The organism is Chamaesiphon sp., assembly GCF_041737865.1.
Lineage (GTDB): Bacteria > Cyanobacteriota > Cyanobacteriia > Cyanobacteriales > Chamaesiphonaceae > Chamaesiphon.
Genome location: NZ_JBGSQZ010000289.1, coordinates 1 through 20132, shown reverse-complemented (window position 1 = coordinate 20132; position 20132 = coordinate 1). Strand labels below are relative to the sequence as shown.

The 20132-nt window shown below is 45.5% G+C and carries 17 protein-coding genes, 1 other RNA gene and 2 pseudogenes; 15 read left to right on the top strand and 5 right to left on the bottom strand.

The annotated features are described in order from the left end of the window. Together ACEW9J_RS22290 and ACEW9J_RS22285 are read left to right on the top strand one after the other, a co-directional pair. Window positions 1-186: pseudogene (locus ACEW9J_RS22290) on the top strand (hypothetical protein); the annotation flags it as partial. A gap of 149 nt (window positions 187-335) precedes the next feature. Beyond that, on the top strand, window positions 336-2984 hold the full coding sequence (locus ACEW9J_RS22285) for a DUF4114 domain-containing protein (protein ID WP_373547270.1): 2649 nt from the start codon (window positions 336-338) through the stop codon (window positions 2982-2984). 429 nt (window positions 2985-3413) lie between these two features. Here the strand turns inward: ACEW9J_RS22285 and mnmA are convergent, their stop codons facing one another. Beyond that, on the bottom strand, window positions 3414-4484 hold the full coding sequence (gene mnmA / locus ACEW9J_RS22280) for a tRNA 2-thiouridine(34) synthase MnmA (RefSeq protein ID WP_373547269.1): 1071 nt from the start codon (window positions 4482-4484) through the stop codon (window positions 3414-3416). A 617-nt stretch (window positions 4485-5101) separates the two neighbouring features. Here mnmA and ACEW9J_RS22275 point away from each other — a divergent pair. The 5 genes from ACEW9J_RS22275 to ACEW9J_RS22255 all read left to right on the top strand — a co-directional run bounded on the left by ACEW9J_RS22275 (window position 5102) and on the right by ACEW9J_RS22255 (window position 10390). After that, complete coding sequence (locus tag ACEW9J_RS22275) at window positions 5102-6982, top strand: SLBB domain-containing protein (RefSeq protein WP_373547268.1); 1881 nt, start codon at window positions 5102-5104, stop codon at window positions 6980-6982. Between the two features lie 84 nt (window positions 6983-7066). Beyond that, window positions 7067-7543: a Fe-S cluster assembly sulfur transfer protein SufU gene (gene sufU, locus ACEW9J_RS22270; protein WP_373547271.1), complete on the top strand. Its 477-nt coding sequence runs from the start codon at window positions 7067-7069 to the stop codon at window positions 7541-7543. Between the two features lie 316 nt (window positions 7544-7859). Continuing rightward, window positions 7860-8378: a Ycf51 family protein gene (locus tag ACEW9J_RS22265; RefSeq protein WP_373547267.1), complete on the top strand. Its 519-nt coding sequence runs from the start codon at window positions 7860-7862 to the stop codon at window positions 8376-8378. Window positions 8379-8690: 312 nt separating this feature from the next. Continuing rightward, on the top strand, window positions 8691-9710 hold the full coding sequence (locus ACEW9J_RS22260) for a hypothetical protein (RefSeq protein WP_373547266.1): 1020 nt from the start codon (window positions 8691-8693) through the stop codon (window positions 9708-9710). Between the two features lie 80 nt (window positions 9711-9790). Continuing rightward, window positions 9791-10390: a thioredoxin family protein gene (locus ACEW9J_RS22255; protein WP_373547265.1), complete on the top strand. Its 600-nt coding sequence runs from the start codon at window positions 9791-9793 to the stop codon at window positions 10388-10390. On the opposite strand, the gene ACEW9J_RS22250 is transcribed toward ACEW9J_RS22255, so the two are convergent. Next, window positions 10374-10721 (bottom strand): hypothetical protein, encoded by a 348-nt coding sequence (locus tag ACEW9J_RS22250; RefSeq protein WP_373547264.1) that lies wholly within the window; start codon window positions 10719-10721, stop codon window positions 10374-10376. The genes ACEW9J_RS22255 and ACEW9J_RS22250 overlap by 17 nt on opposite strands. A gap of 303 nt (window positions 10722-11024) precedes the next feature. Here ACEW9J_RS22250 and ACEW9J_RS22245 point away from each other — a divergent pair. The 4 genes and pseudogenes from ACEW9J_RS22245 to ACEW9J_RS22230 all read left to right on the top strand — a co-directional run. Next, window positions 11025-11096 (top strand): annotated as a pseudogene (locus ACEW9J_RS22245) (flavodoxin FldA); the annotation flags it as partial. A gap of 137 nt (window positions 11097-11233) precedes the next feature. After that, window positions 11234-11995, top strand: coding sequence for an alpha/beta fold hydrolase (locus ACEW9J_RS22240; RefSeq protein WP_373547263.1), 762 nt, complete (start codon window positions 11234-11236; stop codon window positions 11993-11995). A 3-nt stretch (window positions 11996-11998) separates the two neighbouring features. After that, complete coding sequence (locus ACEW9J_RS22235; RefSeq protein WP_373547262.1) at window positions 11999-12226, top strand: hypothetical protein; 228 nt, start codon at window positions 11999-12001, stop codon at window positions 12224-12226. A 9-nt stretch (window positions 12227-12235) separates the two neighbouring features. After that, window positions 12236-12421, top strand: coding sequence for a hypothetical protein (locus ACEW9J_RS22230; protein WP_373547261.1), 186 nt, complete (start codon window positions 12236-12238; stop codon window positions 12419-12421). Between the two features lie 86 nt (window positions 12422-12507). On the opposite strand, the gene ACEW9J_RS22225 is transcribed toward ACEW9J_RS22230, so the two are convergent. Further along, a complete protein-coding gene (locus ACEW9J_RS22225; protein WP_373547260.1) occupies window positions 12508-13311 on the bottom strand; it encodes a glutathione S-transferase family protein in 804 nt (267 codons plus the stop codon). 111 nt (window positions 13312-13422) lie between these two features. Between ACEW9J_RS22225 and ACEW9J_RS22220 the strand changes: the two genes are divergently transcribed. Continuing rightward, the gene (locus ACEW9J_RS22220; protein WP_373547259.1) at window positions 13423-14283 is read left to right on the top strand and encodes a serine protease; all 861 of its coding nucleotides are present in this window, start codon (window positions 13423-13425) and stop codon (window positions 14281-14283) included. Window positions 14284-14485: 202 nt separating this feature from the next. Here the strand turns inward: ACEW9J_RS22220 and ssrA are convergent. After that, window positions 14486-14883, bottom strand: a transfer-messenger RNA (tmRNA) gene (gene ssrA, locus ACEW9J_RS22215). A 134-nt stretch (window positions 14884-15017) separates the two neighbouring features. Between ssrA and ACEW9J_RS22210 the strand changes: the two genes are divergently transcribed. The 3 genes from ACEW9J_RS22210 to ACEW9J_RS22200 all read left to right on the top strand — a co-directional run bounded on the left by ACEW9J_RS22210 (window position 15018) and on the right by ACEW9J_RS22200 (window position 18376). Then, the gene (locus ACEW9J_RS22210) at window positions 15018-16292 is read left to right on the top strand and encodes a lipid-A-disaccharide synthase-related protein (protein ID WP_373547258.1); all 1275 of its coding nucleotides are present in this window, start codon (window positions 15018-15020) and stop codon (window positions 16290-16292) included. A gap of 51 nt (window positions 16293-16343) precedes the next feature. Beyond that, entirely contained in the window at window positions 16344-16571 is a 228-nt protein-coding gene (locus ACEW9J_RS22205) for a YgiT-type zinc finger protein (RefSeq protein ID WP_373547257.1), read from the top strand. 71 nt (window positions 16572-16642) lie between these two features. Further along, window positions 16643-18376, top strand: a complete 1734-nt coding sequence (locus tag ACEW9J_RS22200) for an ABC transporter ATP-binding protein (RefSeq protein WP_373547256.1) — start codon at window positions 16643-16645, stop codon at window positions 18374-18376. A 207-nt stretch (window positions 18377-18583) separates the two neighbouring features. Here ACEW9J_RS22200 and ACEW9J_RS22195 read toward each other — a convergent pair whose 3' ends face one another. After that, complete coding sequence (locus ACEW9J_RS22195; protein ID WP_373547255.1) at window positions 18584-19846, bottom strand: lipid-A-disaccharide synthase-related protein; 1263 nt, start codon at window positions 19844-19846, stop codon at window positions 18584-18586. Window positions 19847-20132 lie beyond the last annotated feature (286 nt).

Sequence of the window (20132 nt, the reverse complement as noted above, 5' to 3'; positions counted from 1 at the left end):
GGCACTTTTGAAATCTTGCGCTCCAAAATTAGGAATGCTCAAGCTTTGAGTAATTTACTGATGATGGTCGAAATCGCTCAACTGTTAGCTATCAGATTGGGATTGAACACGATTGAAACCGGATCTCGGAGTCGTTTAGATAGGCGAATTGAGTTTTCTAAGGTCGTTTTATTTTCTTATTCTTGAATAAAATACTTTTCTGCACCACTAAGCCTCAACCAATCACCCCAGTAACACCACCTACTCGTATTCCTCAAGACAAACCACGGGAAGATCCACGACAACCAAAAACAAATCCAAAAACAAATCCAAAAATACAGCCAACTGTACAACCAATGACTCAACCATTAACTCCTAAAAATCCTCAAAATCCTGGTGGTTTTGAAATATTGGCTGAAGTTGGCATAGACATAGGTTTGGGACTCTTGTTCGTAGGTACAGTCATAGATCCTCTACCTGGGGATGAAGTGGCCGTAGGAGCTGTGATAGCTGGAAGATTTGCAGCTAAACAAGGAGTCAAAGCCATAATTAAGCAAGGAGTTAAAACTGGGGTCAAACAAGGAATTAAAACTGGAGTAGCCGTAGGAGGAGCGGCTGGCATTGCAAACTTTACTGCCGCTGCAAAAGGAAGACAAGAAGCTAATGGCAGCACCCAAGCCGTCTTCCCCTTCGACCCCAACGACATAATCGGTCCCGGCGGAACAGGAACAGATCGCTGGCTCACCACAGATCCCATCCTCCCCTACACCATCCGCTTCGAGAACGTAGCCACCGCCACCGCACCCGCCGTCCTCGTCAACATCACCCACACCCTCGACAGCGACCTCGACCTCAACACCTTCGAGCTAGGCGACTTCGGCTTCGGTAGCACCACCATCATCGTCCCCGACGGACTCCAAAACTACACCACCCGCCTCGACCTCCGCGACACCATCGGCGACTTCGTAGACTTCACCGCCACCCTCGACACCGCCACCCGCCTCGTCACCTGGAAAATCATCACCATCGATCCCCTCACCGGAGAACCCGCCGAAGGAGTCACCGACGGCTTCCTCCCCCCCAACAACGCTAACGGCGACGGCGACGGCTTCGTCAACTACCGCATCAAAGCCAAAGGCGATACCCCCAACGGAGCCAGCATCGATGCCCAAGCCAGCATCGTCTTCGACACCAACGCCCCCATCGTCACCCCAGTCTGGTCGAATAAAATCGACACCAACGCCCCCACCAGCAAAGTCCAAACCCTAACCGCCACCACCGCAGGGCAGAATATTAACGTCACCTGGGCAGGTACCGACGACGGTAGCGGCGTAGGTAAATACGATGTCTACGTCGCCGTCGATAGTGGAGCCTACACCCTCTGGCAAAACCAAACCGACAAAACCAGCGGCACCTATACAGGCGAAATCGGCAAAACCTATAGCTTCTACAGCATCGCCACCGACGGCGTAGGCAGAACCGAAACCAAAACCGCCACCGCTGAAACCACCACCAAATTAGTCGAACTCCCCACAGTTCCCCCAGTTCCCCCAATTCCCCCAATTCCTCCAGTTCCTCCAGTTCCTCCAGTTCCGACAATCCCGACAATTACAATCGCCGCCACCGATGCCGACGCAGCCGAAACCCTCACCGGACAACCCCCCAACCCTGGGCAATTTACCCTCACCCGCACAGGTGCAACCATCGCAGCCCTAGCGGTAAATTACACCCTCGCTGGCACCGCCACCAACGGCAAAGACTACCCCACCCTCGGGATCGCCACCTTCGCCGCAGGTAGCACCACCACCTCGATCGACATCAACCCAATCGATGACAAAATCTATGAAGGTACCGAAACCGTCATCCTCTCCCTCACCGCCAATCCCGCCTACATCATCCCTGCGGCTCCAAGTGCGATCGTCAATATTACCGATAACGATGCCCAAACGCCCCAACTCACCCAACCCCAACCTAACCTCCTTTCGATCGCAGGTGGCACATCCAAATCGCTCCTAAAACTCACCAAAACGGCTCAGGAAGGTGTCGGGAAGAACGAAGCCTTCGCTTTTGTCGTTGATGACGATTTAGGGCGGATCGGCGGCATTGCGCCAGGTACAGCGGGTTACTTAAATGCCGCACTCGACAGGTCTCAAGTCATCTTCTCCAATCTGGGGAATAACCCGATCGATAATGGATTCGACCTCAACTCCCAACGCTACCTGAATATTACACCAGGCGATCGCATCCAATTCGGTCTAGTTGCCGATGATTCGATCGATACTGTCAAAGCCGCTCTTGCTGCTGGCAAATCTACACCCAAGGTACTCTTCTCCCTCCCTGGAGCGAATGCCAACAATTCCAGTCAAACCAACTTTACCGCCTTACCAAATAACGGCGGCTATCAAATTGCTTGGACAAATGCGATCGATGACGGTAAAACAAATCGTGCTTTCAATGACATGGTATTGAAAGTAGAAACCATCGACAATTTTACCCCTGCGATCGGTACTAACTTACAAACCAAACCCGAAGGTGCCGTCCTCGACTTACGCAACTTTGCCGGACAAACCCTCAAAATAGATACCGTCAGTGTCAGCGATGCTGCCTATAACAACTACATCGGTTTTTACGCCGTCGAAGACACATTAGGTACCCTCGCAAATGGTTTGAAAGTTGGCGATGCTGGTTATGCCGAAGCTGCGATTAAGAGTGTGGTTTTGCGTAGCTCCAAGACTGAAACTCTATCGAATCGATCGATTACGGGTGGTAAAATCTTCGCTCCGGTAATGGTGGCTAATGGTACTTTTGAAGATTTCCTCAACCGCAATCCTCAAAACCAAGCAAATAGTAATATTCATGCTTACTTTAACTATCTCGGAGCCAATCCCGATCGAGTAGACCACTTCCGACTATTGGGTGATAATAAATTTGGGGTAGAAGATCTGTACGGTGGCGGCGACAAGGATTATAACGATATCGTCTTCCAGGTGAATGTTAAAAGTTAACAATTTAGACTTTTGCCTGATGCTAATTCGGCTCTAGCTCTTTGACTCACAGACATTCTATTCGTGTTGCCTTCGTCCGATTTGTTGAGGAGGATTTCCACATCACAATCGGCCAGAGCTGGGTTAGCAGTAATGAGGGGGTTGTTGAAACTTATAACCCACATTCCGCACTTAAATTTTTCGCTTGTGTAGGGTGCTAATGCGGCAGCCAGCAAAACGCACCGATCTTCGTCCTCAAACCCTGACGGTGTGTTATCCCGTAAGGGATAACACACCCTACATTCACGAAAAATAAGGCTTTTTAGACATGAATTTTATGAGGTGCGGAATGTGGGTTATAAGCCGCGATCGACACCCATACTGCGACTGCGCGAGCGTTTATTTTCTACCGGAACTAACCTAGCCACCGCGATCCCAATTCAGCAATGCCTAAACGACGATCGGATCGATAATGCCCCCGCCGAGGACGATATCTCCGTCGTACCAGACCGCCGCTTGACCTGGGGTAATCCCAAATTGAGGATCGTCAAACACTAATTTTACCTTGCCATCTGCCAGCGGAATTACGCTCACAGGTACGGCTGCCGATCGATATCGAACCTGTACTTCGGCACGAATCGGGGCGGTTGGCTGCGAGATTGATACCCAGTTAACTCGATCGACGGTACATTCTGAACCATGTCCGTCAGCACGAGCACCGACGACGACCCGATTTTTAATCGCATCGAGTGAGACTACATATAGAGGCTCTGGTGCCGCAATCCCAATTCCGCGCCGTTGACCGATCGTGTAATGATGGATGCCGAGATGTTGTCCGAGGACTGCGCCTTGAGTATCGACAATTTCGCCTGGACGTTCGTTGATATATTGGTCGAGGAAGGTTTTCATCGAGCCGTGTTTTTCGACTAGACAGAGATCTTGACTTTCGGGTTTGTCGGCGGTGGATAGATTCAATCCGGCGGCAATTTCTCGCGTTTGGGTTTTAAGTGTGTCCCCCAGCGGAAACATCGTCGCACCTAGAATATCTTGGTCTAAATCGTACAGAAAATAGGTTTGATCTTTCGATCGATCGATCGCCCGTCGCAATTGATGCCGTTGCAAATTATCATCATAGGTAATTCGCGCATAGTGTCCGGTGGCGATGTAGTCGGCTCCTAACTCTGCTTTGGCATATTTGACCATCGGCCCAAATTTCACAGCCTTGTTGCACTGGGAACAGGGTAATGGTGTGATGCCAGCTTCGTAACCAGCTACGAGATAGTCAATAATATACTGCTCGAAAGTATCGCGACTATCGACAATCTGGTGAGTAATCCCCAACTGTTCGCAAATTTTAGCCGCGTCTACCATTCCTTCCGAGCAACATTGACCTTTACCCCGCATTAACCAGAGGGTAAGACCGAGAACATCATAACCTTGCTCACAGAGAATGGCGGCAGCAACAGAACTGTCTACTCCACCTGAGAGTCCAACAACGACTTTTTTTGTAGATGGCAACATCGAAATTCTTGCTATAACATGCCTAGTCTTAGGTTAACACTTCTCGATCGGCTTTTGGTGAATGGTGGATGGTGGATGGCGATTCGCCGCACGTAGGGTTCCCCGTAGGCGCGGGAGTCGCAGGCTCTCGCCAACGCGCAGCGGATCGCACAGAGGGTTTAGCGAAAAGTGCTGATGGGCAACTGGTCTGATGGGCGGTGTTTCACCTGCACTGTTGGCGTTAGCCTGCCGTAGGCAATGCGTAGTCGTTGGCGTAGCCTCGCCTCTGGCGATAGTGTGCGCCCTCTAGGGTAAGCCGATAATTTAGGATCGCCATAGACGATCGCAAGTAACTAAAAAATTTATCGATCGGTTTAGAGCATCAGCCGCTATTTTTGCTCGATCGATTGGGCATAATGAAAAGAGATCCTAACGGGTAGTGTAAGCTATTCAAGGAACATCAAATTGTTGCCAAGCGTCGTCAAATCAAATCGCCTTAAAACTAACGGCAGAAAATTGTTAGCGAAAACTAGAATTCGTTGAATGTACGATAGAAGACTGAAAATATCGCCAATCTCTCAGCTTTGAGCTAGATTGTTAAACACCAACTCGAAACCAATATAATATCTAAATTTTTTATGAATACTGCTAGTTTGCGGACTTACCTCTACAAAGGTCTAATCGTTGGTTTAGTGCCAACACTAACGATCGCCAATCTCCAGTCGATCGGTGTAGCAGCTCCAGCGAAGACAAGTAAGCCAAAAACTCCAGCGGCAACTATTGCCAAAATCAGTGTAGCAGCTCCAGCCACAGTTAAAAAAACTCCTGCCAAAAAGGCTCCCACCACCAGAGTAGCCGCACCTGCCAATAATTTTGCTGACTCTTATACGCTCGGCCCTGGAGATCGGTTGCGGATAGATATCTTTAACGTTCCAGAATATAGTGGTGAATTTTTTGTGCTGGGAGATGGTGCAGTCAATCTTCCTGTTGTTGGTGCGATTCCGATTCAAGGCATGACTGTTCAAAGAGCCTCGGCATTGCTGACTGCTTATTTCTCTCGCTACGTCAAACGTCCGATTGTGACCATTAGTGTCTTGGCTCCTCGTCCCGTCCAGTTTGCCATTGCTGGAGAAGTCACTCGTGCGGGGTCGTATACCATCCCCTTCACTGGTGACAATCGCAAATTCCCCACGGTTAGCCAAGCAATTCAACTGGCTGGTGGGACTACTCAAACTGCCAATTTACGTCAAGTTCAAGTCCGCCGTGCTGCCAGTGGCAAGATCGTATCTGTCAATATCTTCGATGTCCTCCAACGGGGTAATACTGGGCAGGACATTACCCTGCGAGATGGAGATACGGTTTATATCGCCCGTTCTGAATCCGTTAGTGCTGCCGATAGATTGCGGCTCTCAGGCTCTAACCTTGCCAATCAAGACGCTACTGTGAAAGTGGCAATTTTGGGAGAAGTCGGCAGACCAGGTACCTATACACTCAGAGGAGAAAGTGGTGGATCTGTTGGTGGTGGCGGACGGGTAACACCACCTACACTTACAGAAGCAATTAAAATCGCTGGAGGTAGTACTGCCTCAGCCGATTTGAGCCGAGTTAGGGTGCGACGGAATACCCGAACGGGTGCAGGTCAAACCGTGCCGATTAACCTATTGAGCCTATTGAAATCTGGAGATTTTGGTCAGGATATCATCCTTCAAGATGGTGACACAATTTTGCTACCCACTGCGACCGAGATCAACAACGCTAATAGTACTTTAGTCGCTGCTTCCAACCTCGGTCCACAGTCAATCAGTCCGCCAAAAGTAGTAGTTGTCGGTGAAGTAAATCGTCCAGGTACTTATACCGTGACTGGAGCGGGTAATACCACAAATAATAATACTCAGTTGAATGGAACTGTTGCCCTGCCTACTGTTACCAATGCAATTCAATCAGCAGCAGGGATCAAACCAACCGCCGATATTCGTCAAATTCAGTTGATTCGGACGACCCGCACGGGCGAACAGAAAATCTCCCTCAATCTGTTTAAGCTGCTACAGCAGGGCGATACCAGTCAGGATATCATCCTCCAAGAAGGCGATCGAATTTTTATCCCGATCGCTCAGAATCCTAGCGCACAGGATGTAGATCTCGTCGCATCTTCGACGTTTTCTCCTGTAGCAATCAAGGTCAATGTAATTGGTGAAATCGCCAACAAAGCTGGTCGCGGTGGTACGCTCGAAGTGCCTCCCAATACCACTCTCAACCAAGCACTGCTAATTGCTGGTGGTTTTGATAATGTTCGGGCTAATAAGAATGAAATTGACTTTATCCGGCTCAATCCCAATGGTAGTGTCACAAAACGGTTGATCAAACTCAATTTTACTAGAGGGATCGATCCTGAAAATAATCCGCGCCTACAAAACAACGACACGATCGTGATCGGGCGCAACGGTCTGACTCGGATCGGGGATGGCTTCAGCACGATCCTGACCCCATTCAATGGTTTACTGAACCTGTTCAGATTCTAGTGATTGGGCGGGAAGGGAGTAGCTAGTGGAGTAGCGATCGATGATAATAAAGATCTGGTTATCGATCGATCTGCTGAAATTGCTATGAATACGACTAATTTGCGAGATCTGTACCAACAAGTCATCCTCGAACACTACAAGAAGCCCAAACATCGCGGTAAAACCAATCCAATCGATCTATATCAGAAAGGACACAATCCATCCTGTGGTGATACGATCGAGCTAACACTTCAATTAGATGCTAGTGGCGATCGCGTTACCGATATCAAATTTGAAGGCGAGGGTTGTGCGATTGCCATGGCTTCGGTCGATCTGATGGCTGGAGCTTTAGTTGGTAAGACTATCGATGAAGCTCTAGAGTTAGTCGGAACTTTTCAAGGGATGATGAAAGGGGAAACTGAATTTCCCACCGCGCAGCGGAAGCTCAATGTCATGAAAGGGGTCGCTCAATTTCCCGTCCGCATCAAATGTGCCAACCTCGGCTGGCACACGCTCAAAGCCGCACTCCAAATGACAGGTGAGGCTAAACTGGCTGATTTTGTCACTAACGAGAATGGATAGTCAAATTAATTGACAGTCGAGCATCGATTTTAGCCGTCCGCAAAATTTATCGTAGGGGTAATTTATTGCCCCTACGATAAATTTTGCGGATATGGATAATTTCCAGATTGCGATAATTAATAGACCTCCTGTGAAAGTAATTGAAGATTGTTGTAGGCTAAAAACTTCAGCCGAGCGATTCTCCGCAGGAGCAACTGAGCCGACATAAATGTCGCCTAATGGATGAAAGAAACTTTGGTTGAGTGTGCTACCCAACCTACAGACCCTTGTACTATTCACCATCCACCATCCACCATCCACCATTCACCATCATTCTATGATTTCAACTGCTGACTTTCTCAAATACTGTCAATGGTCGGGAATTGCTACACTAGCTTTTGCCGTAGTAACGATCGTTGCCTTAATCGCCAAATGGGGATTCAAATTTCGATTGGTAGGCGCGACCGGATTTATGGGCGTGTTGACTGCGGGCTTATTTGGATTGAGTCTAGTTCCCATCGTCCATGCTAATATTCCTGGTGCGCTGCATTACTCCCTCATCTATGATAACGGTAGCGATCGAGCGACAATTGTAGTTGCTACACCGATTACCGAGACAGGATTGGAAGCAACTCTCCGTCAAGCCGCAGGTGATTTGTACTCTTACGGTCGCTCAGGTTCGGTCGATCGACAACTCAAGGTGCGGGTGCGGACAGTGATTCATCCTCGCCCTGGAGTCTCTGAGCCACTAGTCCTGGGAGAAGTTACCCGTTCGCTCGGTGGTGGTGAAGATAGTAAGTTAGATATTCGGATCGATCGAGACAATTTAGCAAAAGCAACTCCATCGAAGGTCTAAATTCGATCTATTAGTTAGCGATGCTCCCTGTGTGGGAACAATATGGAAGTAGGCGTTGCTCGATTACGGTACGATCGCTCTTCTCGATCGGCAACACCTATTTACAGCCGTTAAAGTATACTCATATCTTGCACCAATACATAAAGACTAGTAACTGAAGATCTCAGGGTACCCTAAATCTACGTCAATCGCTAGTAGTTTTAAACTGGTATAAAGTGTGAGTATACTGAGTTTTGCAAATAAATTCAGTAATAAAAAGTACTTTTCGGTGGCATCGTTCGACTAAAACTTAGATAAAAGCTGGTTAACTTCATGAGGATTAATGACCCAAATTTACTTCGACAAGTCGTTAACTACTTAGACAAACATCAAGAGGCAGTTCGCATCAAAAAAATGCTGTATTGTCTATGTACGAGTAGGTGGGAGAAAGATACTGACTATTTAGACTCGATTAATTTCCAATATTTAATCGAACAGATAGTTAGAGAACATAATACGCTCGATCGATTTAGGGTATTATTACAAAATTTGATTAAAACAGTCAATAAGCCTAAACAGTATATTGAAGTTGCCAAAGTAATTTATTTAGCGATCGGGCAACTATATCCTGAATTTCGCCAAGAACATGCTGGGAAAGCGACACCTGCTCCTGCTCGTCAGGCAATACCCACACCAGCCGCCCCCACTCCCCATCCCGAACCTACCAGCTCATCATTACAGGGTGTCGCCTCCGCCATTCAACGTGCCTACGCGCCCGAACCCACGCAAGTATCCAGTCTCAGCGTCCCTTCGGCGATCGAACGTGCCTATACACCAGCACCGACTCAAGCATTTTCTAACCAGGTCGTTCCGTCGGCATTAGAGCGTGCCTACTCTCCAATAGCTACTCAATTTGAGACGCAAGTACCAGTCAGCGATGATGTAGACGAATCTGCCTACGAAACCTATTACGATCCAGAGTTCCCGGCAGCAGGTCAATTTGGGGAGGGAGAATCTCCAGCAGCAGATTGGACAGTGCCTGAATACGATCCGTTTGTATTGCGGCAAAACGTGATGAGCTATACCAATCCGTTGCGGGCAAAGATCATCCTACTGGTAATGCTGCGACCTGATTTTAACTTTAGTAGCCAATCTGCCGCTACGATGCGAGATTATCAACTTGACGATCTGTTGTTAGAGGTATTAAAAAGCTACCCAACTATGCCAAAACTGGAAGAAAGTATGACTTATGCTGTCGAGCAATTGGTCGAACTTGAGGAGTATGGGAAAGCCGCAAATGGATTGCTCCAATCCTTAGTGCCGCTGTATACAAAAGCAGCGGTTCGGAATTAGGATTTAGGAGGCGGTTAGAATGGATCTGAACTCCAGATCTAACACCCTCTAAATCGCCCTTCATCCCTATCCTCTATTTTATGGTACAAACTGCATCGACGATGCTACCTTTGGGTGTGAGCGCACCTGACTTTCACCTCACTGATGTGGTCAGTGGGACGCCGATTTCTCTAGATACTTTTACTGGAAAATCAGCGTTGTTGGTTATGTTTATTTCCGTTCACTGTCCCTTTGTCAAACACGTTCAGACTCAATTGGCACAGATTGGCAGAGACTATGAACCCAAAGGTTTGGGCATGGTGGCAATTAGCCCCAATGACATCGAGAAATATCCTGATGATGCTCCAGCACATTTACAAGCTTTAGCCCATGCTGAAGGGTTTAATTTCCCTGTTTGCTGCGATCGGAGCCAAGCTGTGGCGAAGGTTTACACTGCTGCTTGTACTCCCGATTTCTTTTTGTTCGATCGCGATCTTCACTTGGCTTATCGCGGGCAATTGGATGATAGTCGCCCTTCTAATGACAAACCAGTCACTGGGCAGGATCTGCGCCAAGCGATCGAGTCACTCCTAGCAGGTACGGATGTAGATCCCCATCAACGTCCGAGTATCGGCTGCAATATCAAGTGGATTGCTGGAAATGAGCCAGAGTATTTTACAGGTGTCAGAGCTGAGGAATAGGTTCTGACTGGTGCCATAGCTCGATCCTCTCGATCGAGCTATTTTTACAAAACTTAATTGGTAATAAATGATATATATTCTCAATAACTGTGCTAGTATCTTTGAAAGACTTGTTGAAATAAGTACTAAATAAGTCGGAGCGAGCGATCGAGCCATTCTCAAAAGTCAATCCGATTTGTGTAGATGGTATGGCAACCGCTAAGGCAGTATGGACAGCACAACGATTGTGTCTTGTCTCGATTGTCTTGACGATAGTTTGAGGTGGGGAATGTGATGTAGATCTAAGTTGAGTACGGGTAGTGAGTGACCCGATCTCGATTAGATCGGACATCTTTGCTTTTCTCTTATTGCAAATTATTCTTTTTAAGCTATTTGCTTTATTTTTTACAAATTCAATAATTCACGATTTATCGATCGATAGATCTTGACTGAAGCCACGAGCGATTAGTAATACCAAAATAGTTAAATTATCGGTGGATACTTATGGATTGGTGCAATTTGACTTGGTGGTGGTGTATGACATATTTTGGCTGCACATATGAATTGGACAGTCGAGATCTTATGGATTGAAGCAGATCCAATTTTAGCAGCTCGCTTGGGAATCGATACACATTCATAAATAGGAATTAAACACATGTCGAAGATCGGTCTTTTCTTTGGTACACAAACTGGCAAAACAGAAAGTATTGCTGAAATGATTCGGAATTGACCGATGAACGAATCAAAAGTTGGGTTGCTCAAATCGCGCAGGAGTTCGGATAATCGAGACTAGTTATTAATATATCGATCGGCAGTTACGATCGATTCCTCACCATTATTTAGATATTAATTATCCCAATCGATATGAATAAATTTCTCTGGGTTAGTGCTAGCCCTAGCCTCAAGTATTTTCATCGCCGTCTCCTCAATAATCTATCAAAAGTAGTCAAAATTGAGTTATGGGAATATTACCAGACATTAGACGAGGGTAGCTCAATTGACGGCGCGATCGACCTATTACAGGAACATTTAGACAATTCAGAGTGTCCCGTTCATCTAGTCGGACATGGAGTTGGTGGGGTAATTGCTTTAGGATACGCACGTATTTATCCAGCAAAAGTCGCCTCATTAACATTACTCAGCGTTGCAGTTCAGCCAGCGATTAATTGGCATTCATATTACTATTCACAGTTAGGATTTTTGCCAGATCGTCGCGAGTGTGTATTGAAATCGATCGCCAGTAATTTATTTCCACATATTTACCCTAATTATATTAGCGATTTAGTAGACAGATTAAGTAGAGATTTGGTCGAGTCTCCATCAAATCACTCACTATTTCGATTGGATATCCAACCTGAAGGCGGAGTAGAAATACCGCTCCTAATTTGTGCTAGTCAAGACGATCCAGTTATTACATCATCTGCTCTATATGGTTGGCATAGCTATTTTAAATCAGCCGATACAATTTGGCGCAGCTCAACGGGTGGACACTTTTTTCATCACTTCCATCCCGAACTAGTCAGTCACCAGATCGAACACTTTTGGCAGAAATCAGAGCCACAATTAGGATTGCATCGACTTAACGCTCTAGCGTCCACCTTACAAGACAGTGTGGAGCTTAATTAGTAAATGGGTTTAATTTGCTTTATTCTAGTTTGGGGCATGGTATTTAGTGCTTGTCTAGCTCTAGCACGCCATTGGAAAATCGGATTTGTCTACGTCAAACGATTACATCAAGTTCCTTGTCATAAATGTAAATATTTTACTAATAGCTGCTACTTGAAGTGTACTGTCAATCCTCATGTTGCCTGTTCGGAAGCAGCAATTGATTGTCGAGACTATCAACCTCAATTATGAAAAACAAACATGGCTAAACTCAAGCCGAATCGTAAGTTGGTATCTTCACCACAAAGTATCGATCGAATCAATGTAATTATTTCTGAAAATTGGGACGAAATCTGGAGCATCATTCAACAAAGAGAGCGTGCTGTTCAAGCAACATACCGTCAAAAGCTCAGAAGTTTATTACAACAGTGTAGCGACATTGGTTAGAAGATGTATAAAAGTAACAGACAGCCCCGATTTCTATAAATCGGGGCTGTCTGTTATAAACTCAGAAGACAAGTCGATGTCAAAAATTAATCGATCGCAATTGTCGTTGGTGTCGTTGGTGCGGCTCCAGAATTATTAATGTTGGGGAGGTGAGGTTTGCGGAAATCAGCATACAACTTATCCCGCCAGGTGAAAAAGAGATCGTAGTCAGGATTATCTGCAAAGCCTGGAATACCTTTACCTTTGAGATTAAATGGAACATCGAGATAAGGACCTTCAGGAATTTTGAGCAAGAGACTCAAACCTGCTACCGTCAAGTCAGCCAGAGTAGGGGTATCACCCGTAAGATAGCCGCCATTTTGGGTGAGGAGCATACAAATTGATTCGAGACTGCGGTGCATCTCGGCTTTAGCCGCTTTGATCGCGTCTGGTGTGAAACCTAAACCCAACCCCAGTATATCGATGGCTTCTCTGGGAATCGAGCCAACTAAATTTTTGAAGATATCGGGTGTACCTGAGGGTAAGATAGAAGTACGCAGGCTGCTACTTTTGAGACTTTCTAACAAAATTGTCCGCCCTTGATTACCCAACGAGTTATCAGCCCACTGTTCTAGGAGTAGACAGGTTGCTTTCTGCTGCGGATCGATGGGAATAATGGGTCGATCTGGATAAGTTTTGTCAAGATAGAGCGCGATCGCGGTAGAGTCAGCAATGACCTTATTGCCATCTTTGAGCACGGGGACTTGTCCTTGTCCAGACATCCGAAATAAATCTAATTTGCCCATCCCAGGCACAACTTCAATTTTGCGGTATGCTAACCGTTTATAGTCGAGAACTAATCTAACTTTTTCCGAAAATTGCGATAACTCAAATTGATATAGTTCCAGCATGTATTTTATTTCTCGATTGTAATTTACAATTGCACTACTATTTATCCTAGAACATCATCAGTGAAATACATATCTACAAATTTACGGTTTTCACTCCGATCCTATTTATAAATGTCCAAGACCCCCCACGATTCTACACAGCAGACGCAAGGCGTTGGCGCAGCCGCCCCCCAGGAAAATCGAGTTGCGTCTCCTCAATGGCAAGATTGGCTCGTTAGCATGGCACCAATGTTGTATGTGACAACGCTGACGCTCGCTTTACCTAAAATTTTAACCCAATCTTTTGTGGTGTCGGAATTAGCCATTACACACGAGCAGAGATTGCAGCACCAGTTACGATCGATCTCAATCGAAGTACTGGCACATGGCAAAACTATCGGTTCGGGAGTGCTACTCCATCGACAGCAGCAGGTTTATACTGCTGTTACCAATGCTCATGTCATTCAAGCCGCTAGTGCCCCCTTTCAACTCAGAACTCATGATGGGCAAATCTACGCAGCTGCATTAATCGCACCGCCAACTGGACAAAATCGCGATTTGAGTATTCTGCGGTTTAAAACTAAACGCACCTATGCTGTCGCCAAATTCGCCATCGCTAGTCCCCAAATTGGCGATCGAGTCTGGTCGGCTGGATTCCCACTCATCAGCGACACCGACGTTTCCGAGCCTGTAAAGGCTGCTAGGAGGCTAAATACAGTCAGTGGTCAAATTACCCAAATTTTGCCAATTGCCATCTCTGGTGGCTACAGCATTGGCTTCGATCGGGCAATTAGCAAGGGGATGAGTGGTGGCCCAATGCTCGATCGCTCCGGTGAATTAATAGGTATCAACGGTGTCCATGCAAATCCGTTGTGGGAAACACCCGAAATTCTCGAAAATGGTTCGACAGTCAGTGATGCACTTCAAGAAAAAATTAATAACTCTAGTTGGGGAATTCCGATCGAGTACGTCAAAAGCTATGCACGTCTCTAGGCTTTAGGCTTTAGGCTTTAGGCTTTAGGCTTTAGGCTTTAGGCTTTAGGCTTTAGGCTTTAGGCTTTTTGTTTAACAACTATCAACTTTCAACTATCCACTATCCACTATCTACCATAAATTAAACCCCGCTCGACATCTGAGTCTCGATCGGGGTCTAAAATTTAATGATTAATTATCAACTACTAATTATTAATTAATTTAATGGAGCTGGGCAGAGTCGAACTGCCGTCCGCCCTGGGTATTAACTTTCCGCTCATTCACAGGTATAGTCTATCTAATCCTCAAGACGGGAGTGACCAATTGTCCCAGGTCGCAGGATGCTCTGATGAATCTTAGCTATTTAACCTACCAGAGACGGTTAAATAGAGCATCCGTTGAGGGTTTAGTTATAGTAATTAACGGAGTCATACTATAAATGCTCGACTTAGAAATTAATCGTAAGTTTTTTTAGGCGGCTACAGGAGCTGCTTTACGAGCGAAAGGTACAATGTTGTTTGCATCTATATTTATTTTGAGCCGATATTAACGAGAGTAGACTCCCTCTCGACCTGTATCACAGTGCAGCTTTCGCCAACACGTCGAAACCTTTACAGCCCCAAGTCCTTCTATTATATGGTATTTTCAGGAAATTGTCAGGGAGTTAGGTTTTAGGTTTTAGGCTTTAGGCTTTAGGCTTTAGGTGTTGGGCGAACTCCCACACTCTCCACTCTCCATTCCCCACTCCCCACTAAATGAAATTACTCTGTATCAGCAACGGACATGGTGAAGATGCGATCGCGTTACCCGTTCTTCAGGAGTTGCAAAAACTACCTCAGCCACCAGAAATAGTCACTTTGCCGATCGTGGGTGTGGGTAATGCTTATAGTAGTCATAATTTCCCGATCGCTGGAAAGGTTCAGACGATGCCATCAGGAGGATTTATTAACAAAGATAATCGTCAATTGGTACGCGATCTACAGGGGGGATTGGCGGGATTGACGATCGATCAAATTCAGACTGCACGTAATTGGGCACAATCTGGGGGGAAAATTCTCGCAGTCGGGGATATTGTACCGTTATTATTTGCGTGGTTGAGTGGGGCTGATTATGCTTTTATCGGCACGGCGAAATCCGAGTATTATATTCGGGACGATCGGGGACAAATTTTAGGATCGCAGCGAGATTCGATCGAGGTTAAAACTGGTTCTTATTATTTCCCTTGGGAACGCTGGTTATTGAGTAGAAATAGATGTAAGGCGGTATTTCCCCGCGATAAGTTAACTACCGAATTGCTCCAACAATGGCAGATTCCCGCATTCGATCTCGGTAATCCGATGATGGATGGAGTCGCGACGGATTTGAGTAAACCACTTTTTTATCAGCCACAGCCCGCTCGTCGCGAACTAGCTCGTCCGCTCATTGTCACCTTACTTCCTGGCTCTCGCCCCCCCGAAGCTTATGCCAATTGGGGCAAAATAATTATTGCTGTAAACAGCCTGATTCCGGTCTTCAAGCAGCGTAAAATCGTCTGTTTGGCGACAATTGTCCCAACACTCGATTTGGATATCTTACAGGGCAATCTCAGTCGATCGGGTTGGCTACCAGTTGTCGATCCCAATTTGGAACTAGCCAATTTTGCTATTAATTTGGACACAATTTATTATCAGCGGGAAAATGCCACGATCGCGATTTGTACTCAAGCTTATGCTCAGTGTATGCAACAAGGTGACTGCGCGATCGCGATGGCGGGTACGGCGACGGAGCAATTTATCGGTTTGGGGAAGCCTGCCTTTACGATTCCAGGTGCAGGCCCTCAGTTTACCCCAGGGTTTGCGGAGGCGCAAACTCGATTATTAGGTGAGTCGGTAATTTTAGTTCCGCAGCCGCAAGATGTGGGGGTGGAGATGCAAAGATTATTACAGCAGCCAGATCGACTACAATCGATCGCGCAAAATGGTTTGTTACGGATGGGTAAACCAGGTGCGGCGAAACGAATTGCGGCATGTTTGATGGAAGTTATGAGTTAATTAATAACCAAATGAAAATGAATGGATTGACTACAAAACCAGGAGAGAATAATGTTTAAATGCCATGTTTGTAATTCAAGAAAGTTGCACACCGATAATATTAGCGAGGTGTTTCAAATTGACGGGAGGTTTCAGCTTGTGGAAAATATTCCTACTACAGTTTGCTCTAACTGTGGAGAAGCTATCTTCAGCCGAGCAACGACAGAACATATTAAATCGATGCTGCACAGTAATTCTCAACCGATCGAAACAATTTCTATTGATGTTTACGTATACTAGTTAGGGGTTTGCGAACAAACTAAAACCCAATCCCGTCTATAATTAAGTCGTTCAGCGATCGAGTGAGTGTTTTGAAGCAGCGTTCTAACTATTGGCAAATCCTACCGTATCTCAATCCTCACTGGCGGATGATTAGCGTCGGCTTGTTCTGCGTTACCTTATTCAGTGTCTTTTCGCCAATCATGGCATATATGGCAGGAGATATATCTCAATATCTAGGTGCAGGTAATGTCGAGTTATTAATTCAATTAAGTCTAATTGGTGGGTTGGTATTTATAATTCGTGGCATCGCTCAGTATGGGCAAGATGCCTTGATGGCAAAGGTGGCATTTGCTGTGACATTAGATTTACGCAAGCGGATTTATAATCATTTACTCAAAGTAGGTTCGGCTTATACTCAGGTGGTGCAGACTGGAGATTTAGCGTATCGCTTAACTGAAGATATCGATCGAGTGGCTGAAGTAATCTACAAGATTTTTCATCAATTCATTCCCTGCATCCTGCAATTAATCCTGATTTTAGGATATCTAGTCTGGGTAAATTGGCAATTGACGATTGCTGTATTTATCATTGCGCCAATAATTGCTGTATTAGTGGGCTGGTTTGGGGAACAGTTACGCAAATTTTCACTACGCAGTCAAAATAGAACTTCAGATTTATCTTCACTAGTCACTGAATTTACTGGTAATATGCGATCGATCCAAGCTTTTGCAGCGGAAGATTATGCTAATTTTAGATTTGGGCAAGAAGCAGAATTAAACCGTCAGATAAAATATAGTACTGAAAATCTCAAAGCTTTCCAGTATCCAATTATTGGATTTATTCAAGCAGCTAGTATTTTATTCTTATTTATATTAGCTGGTTGGCAAATTTCGTTAGGAAATCTCACAGGTAGTAAATTCGCTAGTTATGCCACCGCAATCGCTTTCATGATCGATCCAATCTCGATCACTACTAGTAATTTCAATGAGATTAAACAAGGAGAAGCTTCTGTCGATCGAGTATTTGACTTATTTAAGATTCCGGTAACAATTATCGAAAAGGCTGATGCGATCGAATTACCTCGCATTACAGGTAAAATTGATTATCAGCATGTCAGCTTTGGTTATACGTCCGATAAACTGATTCTCAAATCATTCGACTTAAATATTCAACCAGGTGAAACGATCGCTCTTGTCGGGGCTTCTGGAGCGGGTAAAAGTACGATTCTCAGTCTCTTAAATCGCTTCCATGATGTATCATCTGGCAGCATCTCGATCGATGGGATCGATATCCGCGATGTGACACTCAAAAGTCTCCGCCGTCAGATTGGTATCGTCCCACAAGATACGGTGTTACTCTCTGGACATATCGCTCAGAATATTGCTTTTGGACAGACACAATTCGATATTAAAGATGTAGAAGAGGCGGCTAAAATTGCCAATGCCCATCAATTTATTTCTCAACTTTCACAAGGTTATTATACTTATGTCGGCGAAAAAGGGACGACATTATCGGGCGGACAAAAACAGCGGATTGCGATCGCTAGAGCAGTATTATTTAATCCCCGTATTCTGATTCTCGATGAAGCAACTTCAGCTCTAGATTCCGAATCGGAAGCATTAGTTCAAGAAGCACTAGAACGAATTATGGCAGATCGCACTGTATTTATTATCGCTCACCGTCTGGCGACGGTACGAAAAGCAGATCGCATTTTAGTCATCGAAAATGGTGAAATTATCGAAGCAGGTACTCATAGCGAACTGCTCGATCGATCTGGACGTTATGCTCAGTTTTATGCTCGACAATTTAGCCAGGGAGTTTAGAAGTCGGTATTGAATTTGAGATCGGGATTTGAAAATCAACTTAGTGCATATCCAGAAAATTGACGCATAAATGGAGATCGTTCTAATCCATTTTAACTCTTCATGGGCGGTTGCCGATCCGAGCTGGCGATCGATTGGTACAGATCGTCTCAACTGTGATTAAAATGATTATCAGATCGGCTACGATCGCCAGATATAGCTCATCATTTAATCATTCCAATCATAGTTGAGACGATATTCGGTTTTTAAAAATCGACCGGCAAAAATCCGCGCCATTGCGTCACCACCACCCGCACCGCCGATTCGCTCTAGTCCATTTTCCCGACATTGTTGGAGATATTCGGCATCCCCCAACGTGCGCTGAATCGCTTGCGCCGCTTGAGTAATTGTGTCCGCCGTAGCTGGTTTATTCCCGATGGTTTGAATCGACGAGCCTAAAAGGCGCATTTGCGCTTCGGCGAAAGTATAGGTAAACTGAGGGCCAGCACCAGGAATTTGAATAATTGGTTTGCCCAATCCGACTGCTTGCTCGATCGCAGTCCCAGCCATTCCCACAACAAGATCGCACCGCTCTAAAATATCCGCAAAGGCATCATAAATGCAGCGTAGCTTGAGTTGATGTTCGGGATGAGTCAAATAACCTGTGGGATGATATTCCCACCCCCGTTGCGCTGCTACCTGTTGGAGGGGAATCTTACCTGTTGCATCGGGTAAGCATAAATTTGGGGTGACGGCGGCGCAAAATTGAATCCCATTGGGAAATAGCGGTGTAGTCGCAATTGCCAGATCTAAAAGTAACTGTAAATTAGTTCCAGCTTCAGGCAATCTACTTCCTGGTAATAAGGCAATTAAGGGTAAGTCGGGCGATAATTGTAAATCTTTCCCAATTATTTCTAGGGCATCCATCGCGGGAAATCCGACAAATATTGCTTTATCGTAACCCTGCTGATTTAATAGCTTGGCGGTATATCGATCGCGTGTGAATATCTGAAGACATCGATCGGATTTTAGCAGCCATTCGGTAAGTTTGGGATACTGCATTCGATGTTCGTAATATGCCGAACTCGATACCATAAATGAGATATAAGGTTTACCTGTAAAATAGGCACCCAACAATACGACTACATCCCCAATGGCAAAAATTGCCTCACAATCATTACCATATTTACGAATAGCTTGAATCTGTCGCCATAATAGGGTAAGTAAACCAGAGCGAATATCTTCTAAGAGTTTAAACCTGTCGTTATAAACAAAGCCGCCGGAAGGTAAAGCTTCGGTTGGGCCGATAATATTTATATCTAAATTACGATAAGCATTCCCATAACCGACGATCGGCATTGCTCCGATTTCTAACTGTGGTTGTTGTTGGCGTAAGGCTTTAACAATTTGGACAGCATTGAGATCTTCACCATGTCCATTACTAATAAATAAAACTTTTTTGGTTAGTTGCTTTGAATCTGAGCTGTTCATTCTTTATAACCGTAGCGCATAATTTGACTCCGATATCTACCATGAGGACGCAGGGAGTTAGGATACTGTAGGGGCAGGTTATGCTAAAGATTTAATACATACAAATTAGCCTAAAACAAACCTGCCCTAGCCACTCTAGCAGAGATTGTATGGTTCAATTGAATATAGCTCGTAGGGTGTGTTGTCTTGACACACACAACTTGGAGGAAACCTCCAAGTCGATGCGTCGCTATTGCGCCAGCGGCGTTTTTATTCGGGGGTTCCCCCCGTCTTGGGGGGTTTTTTT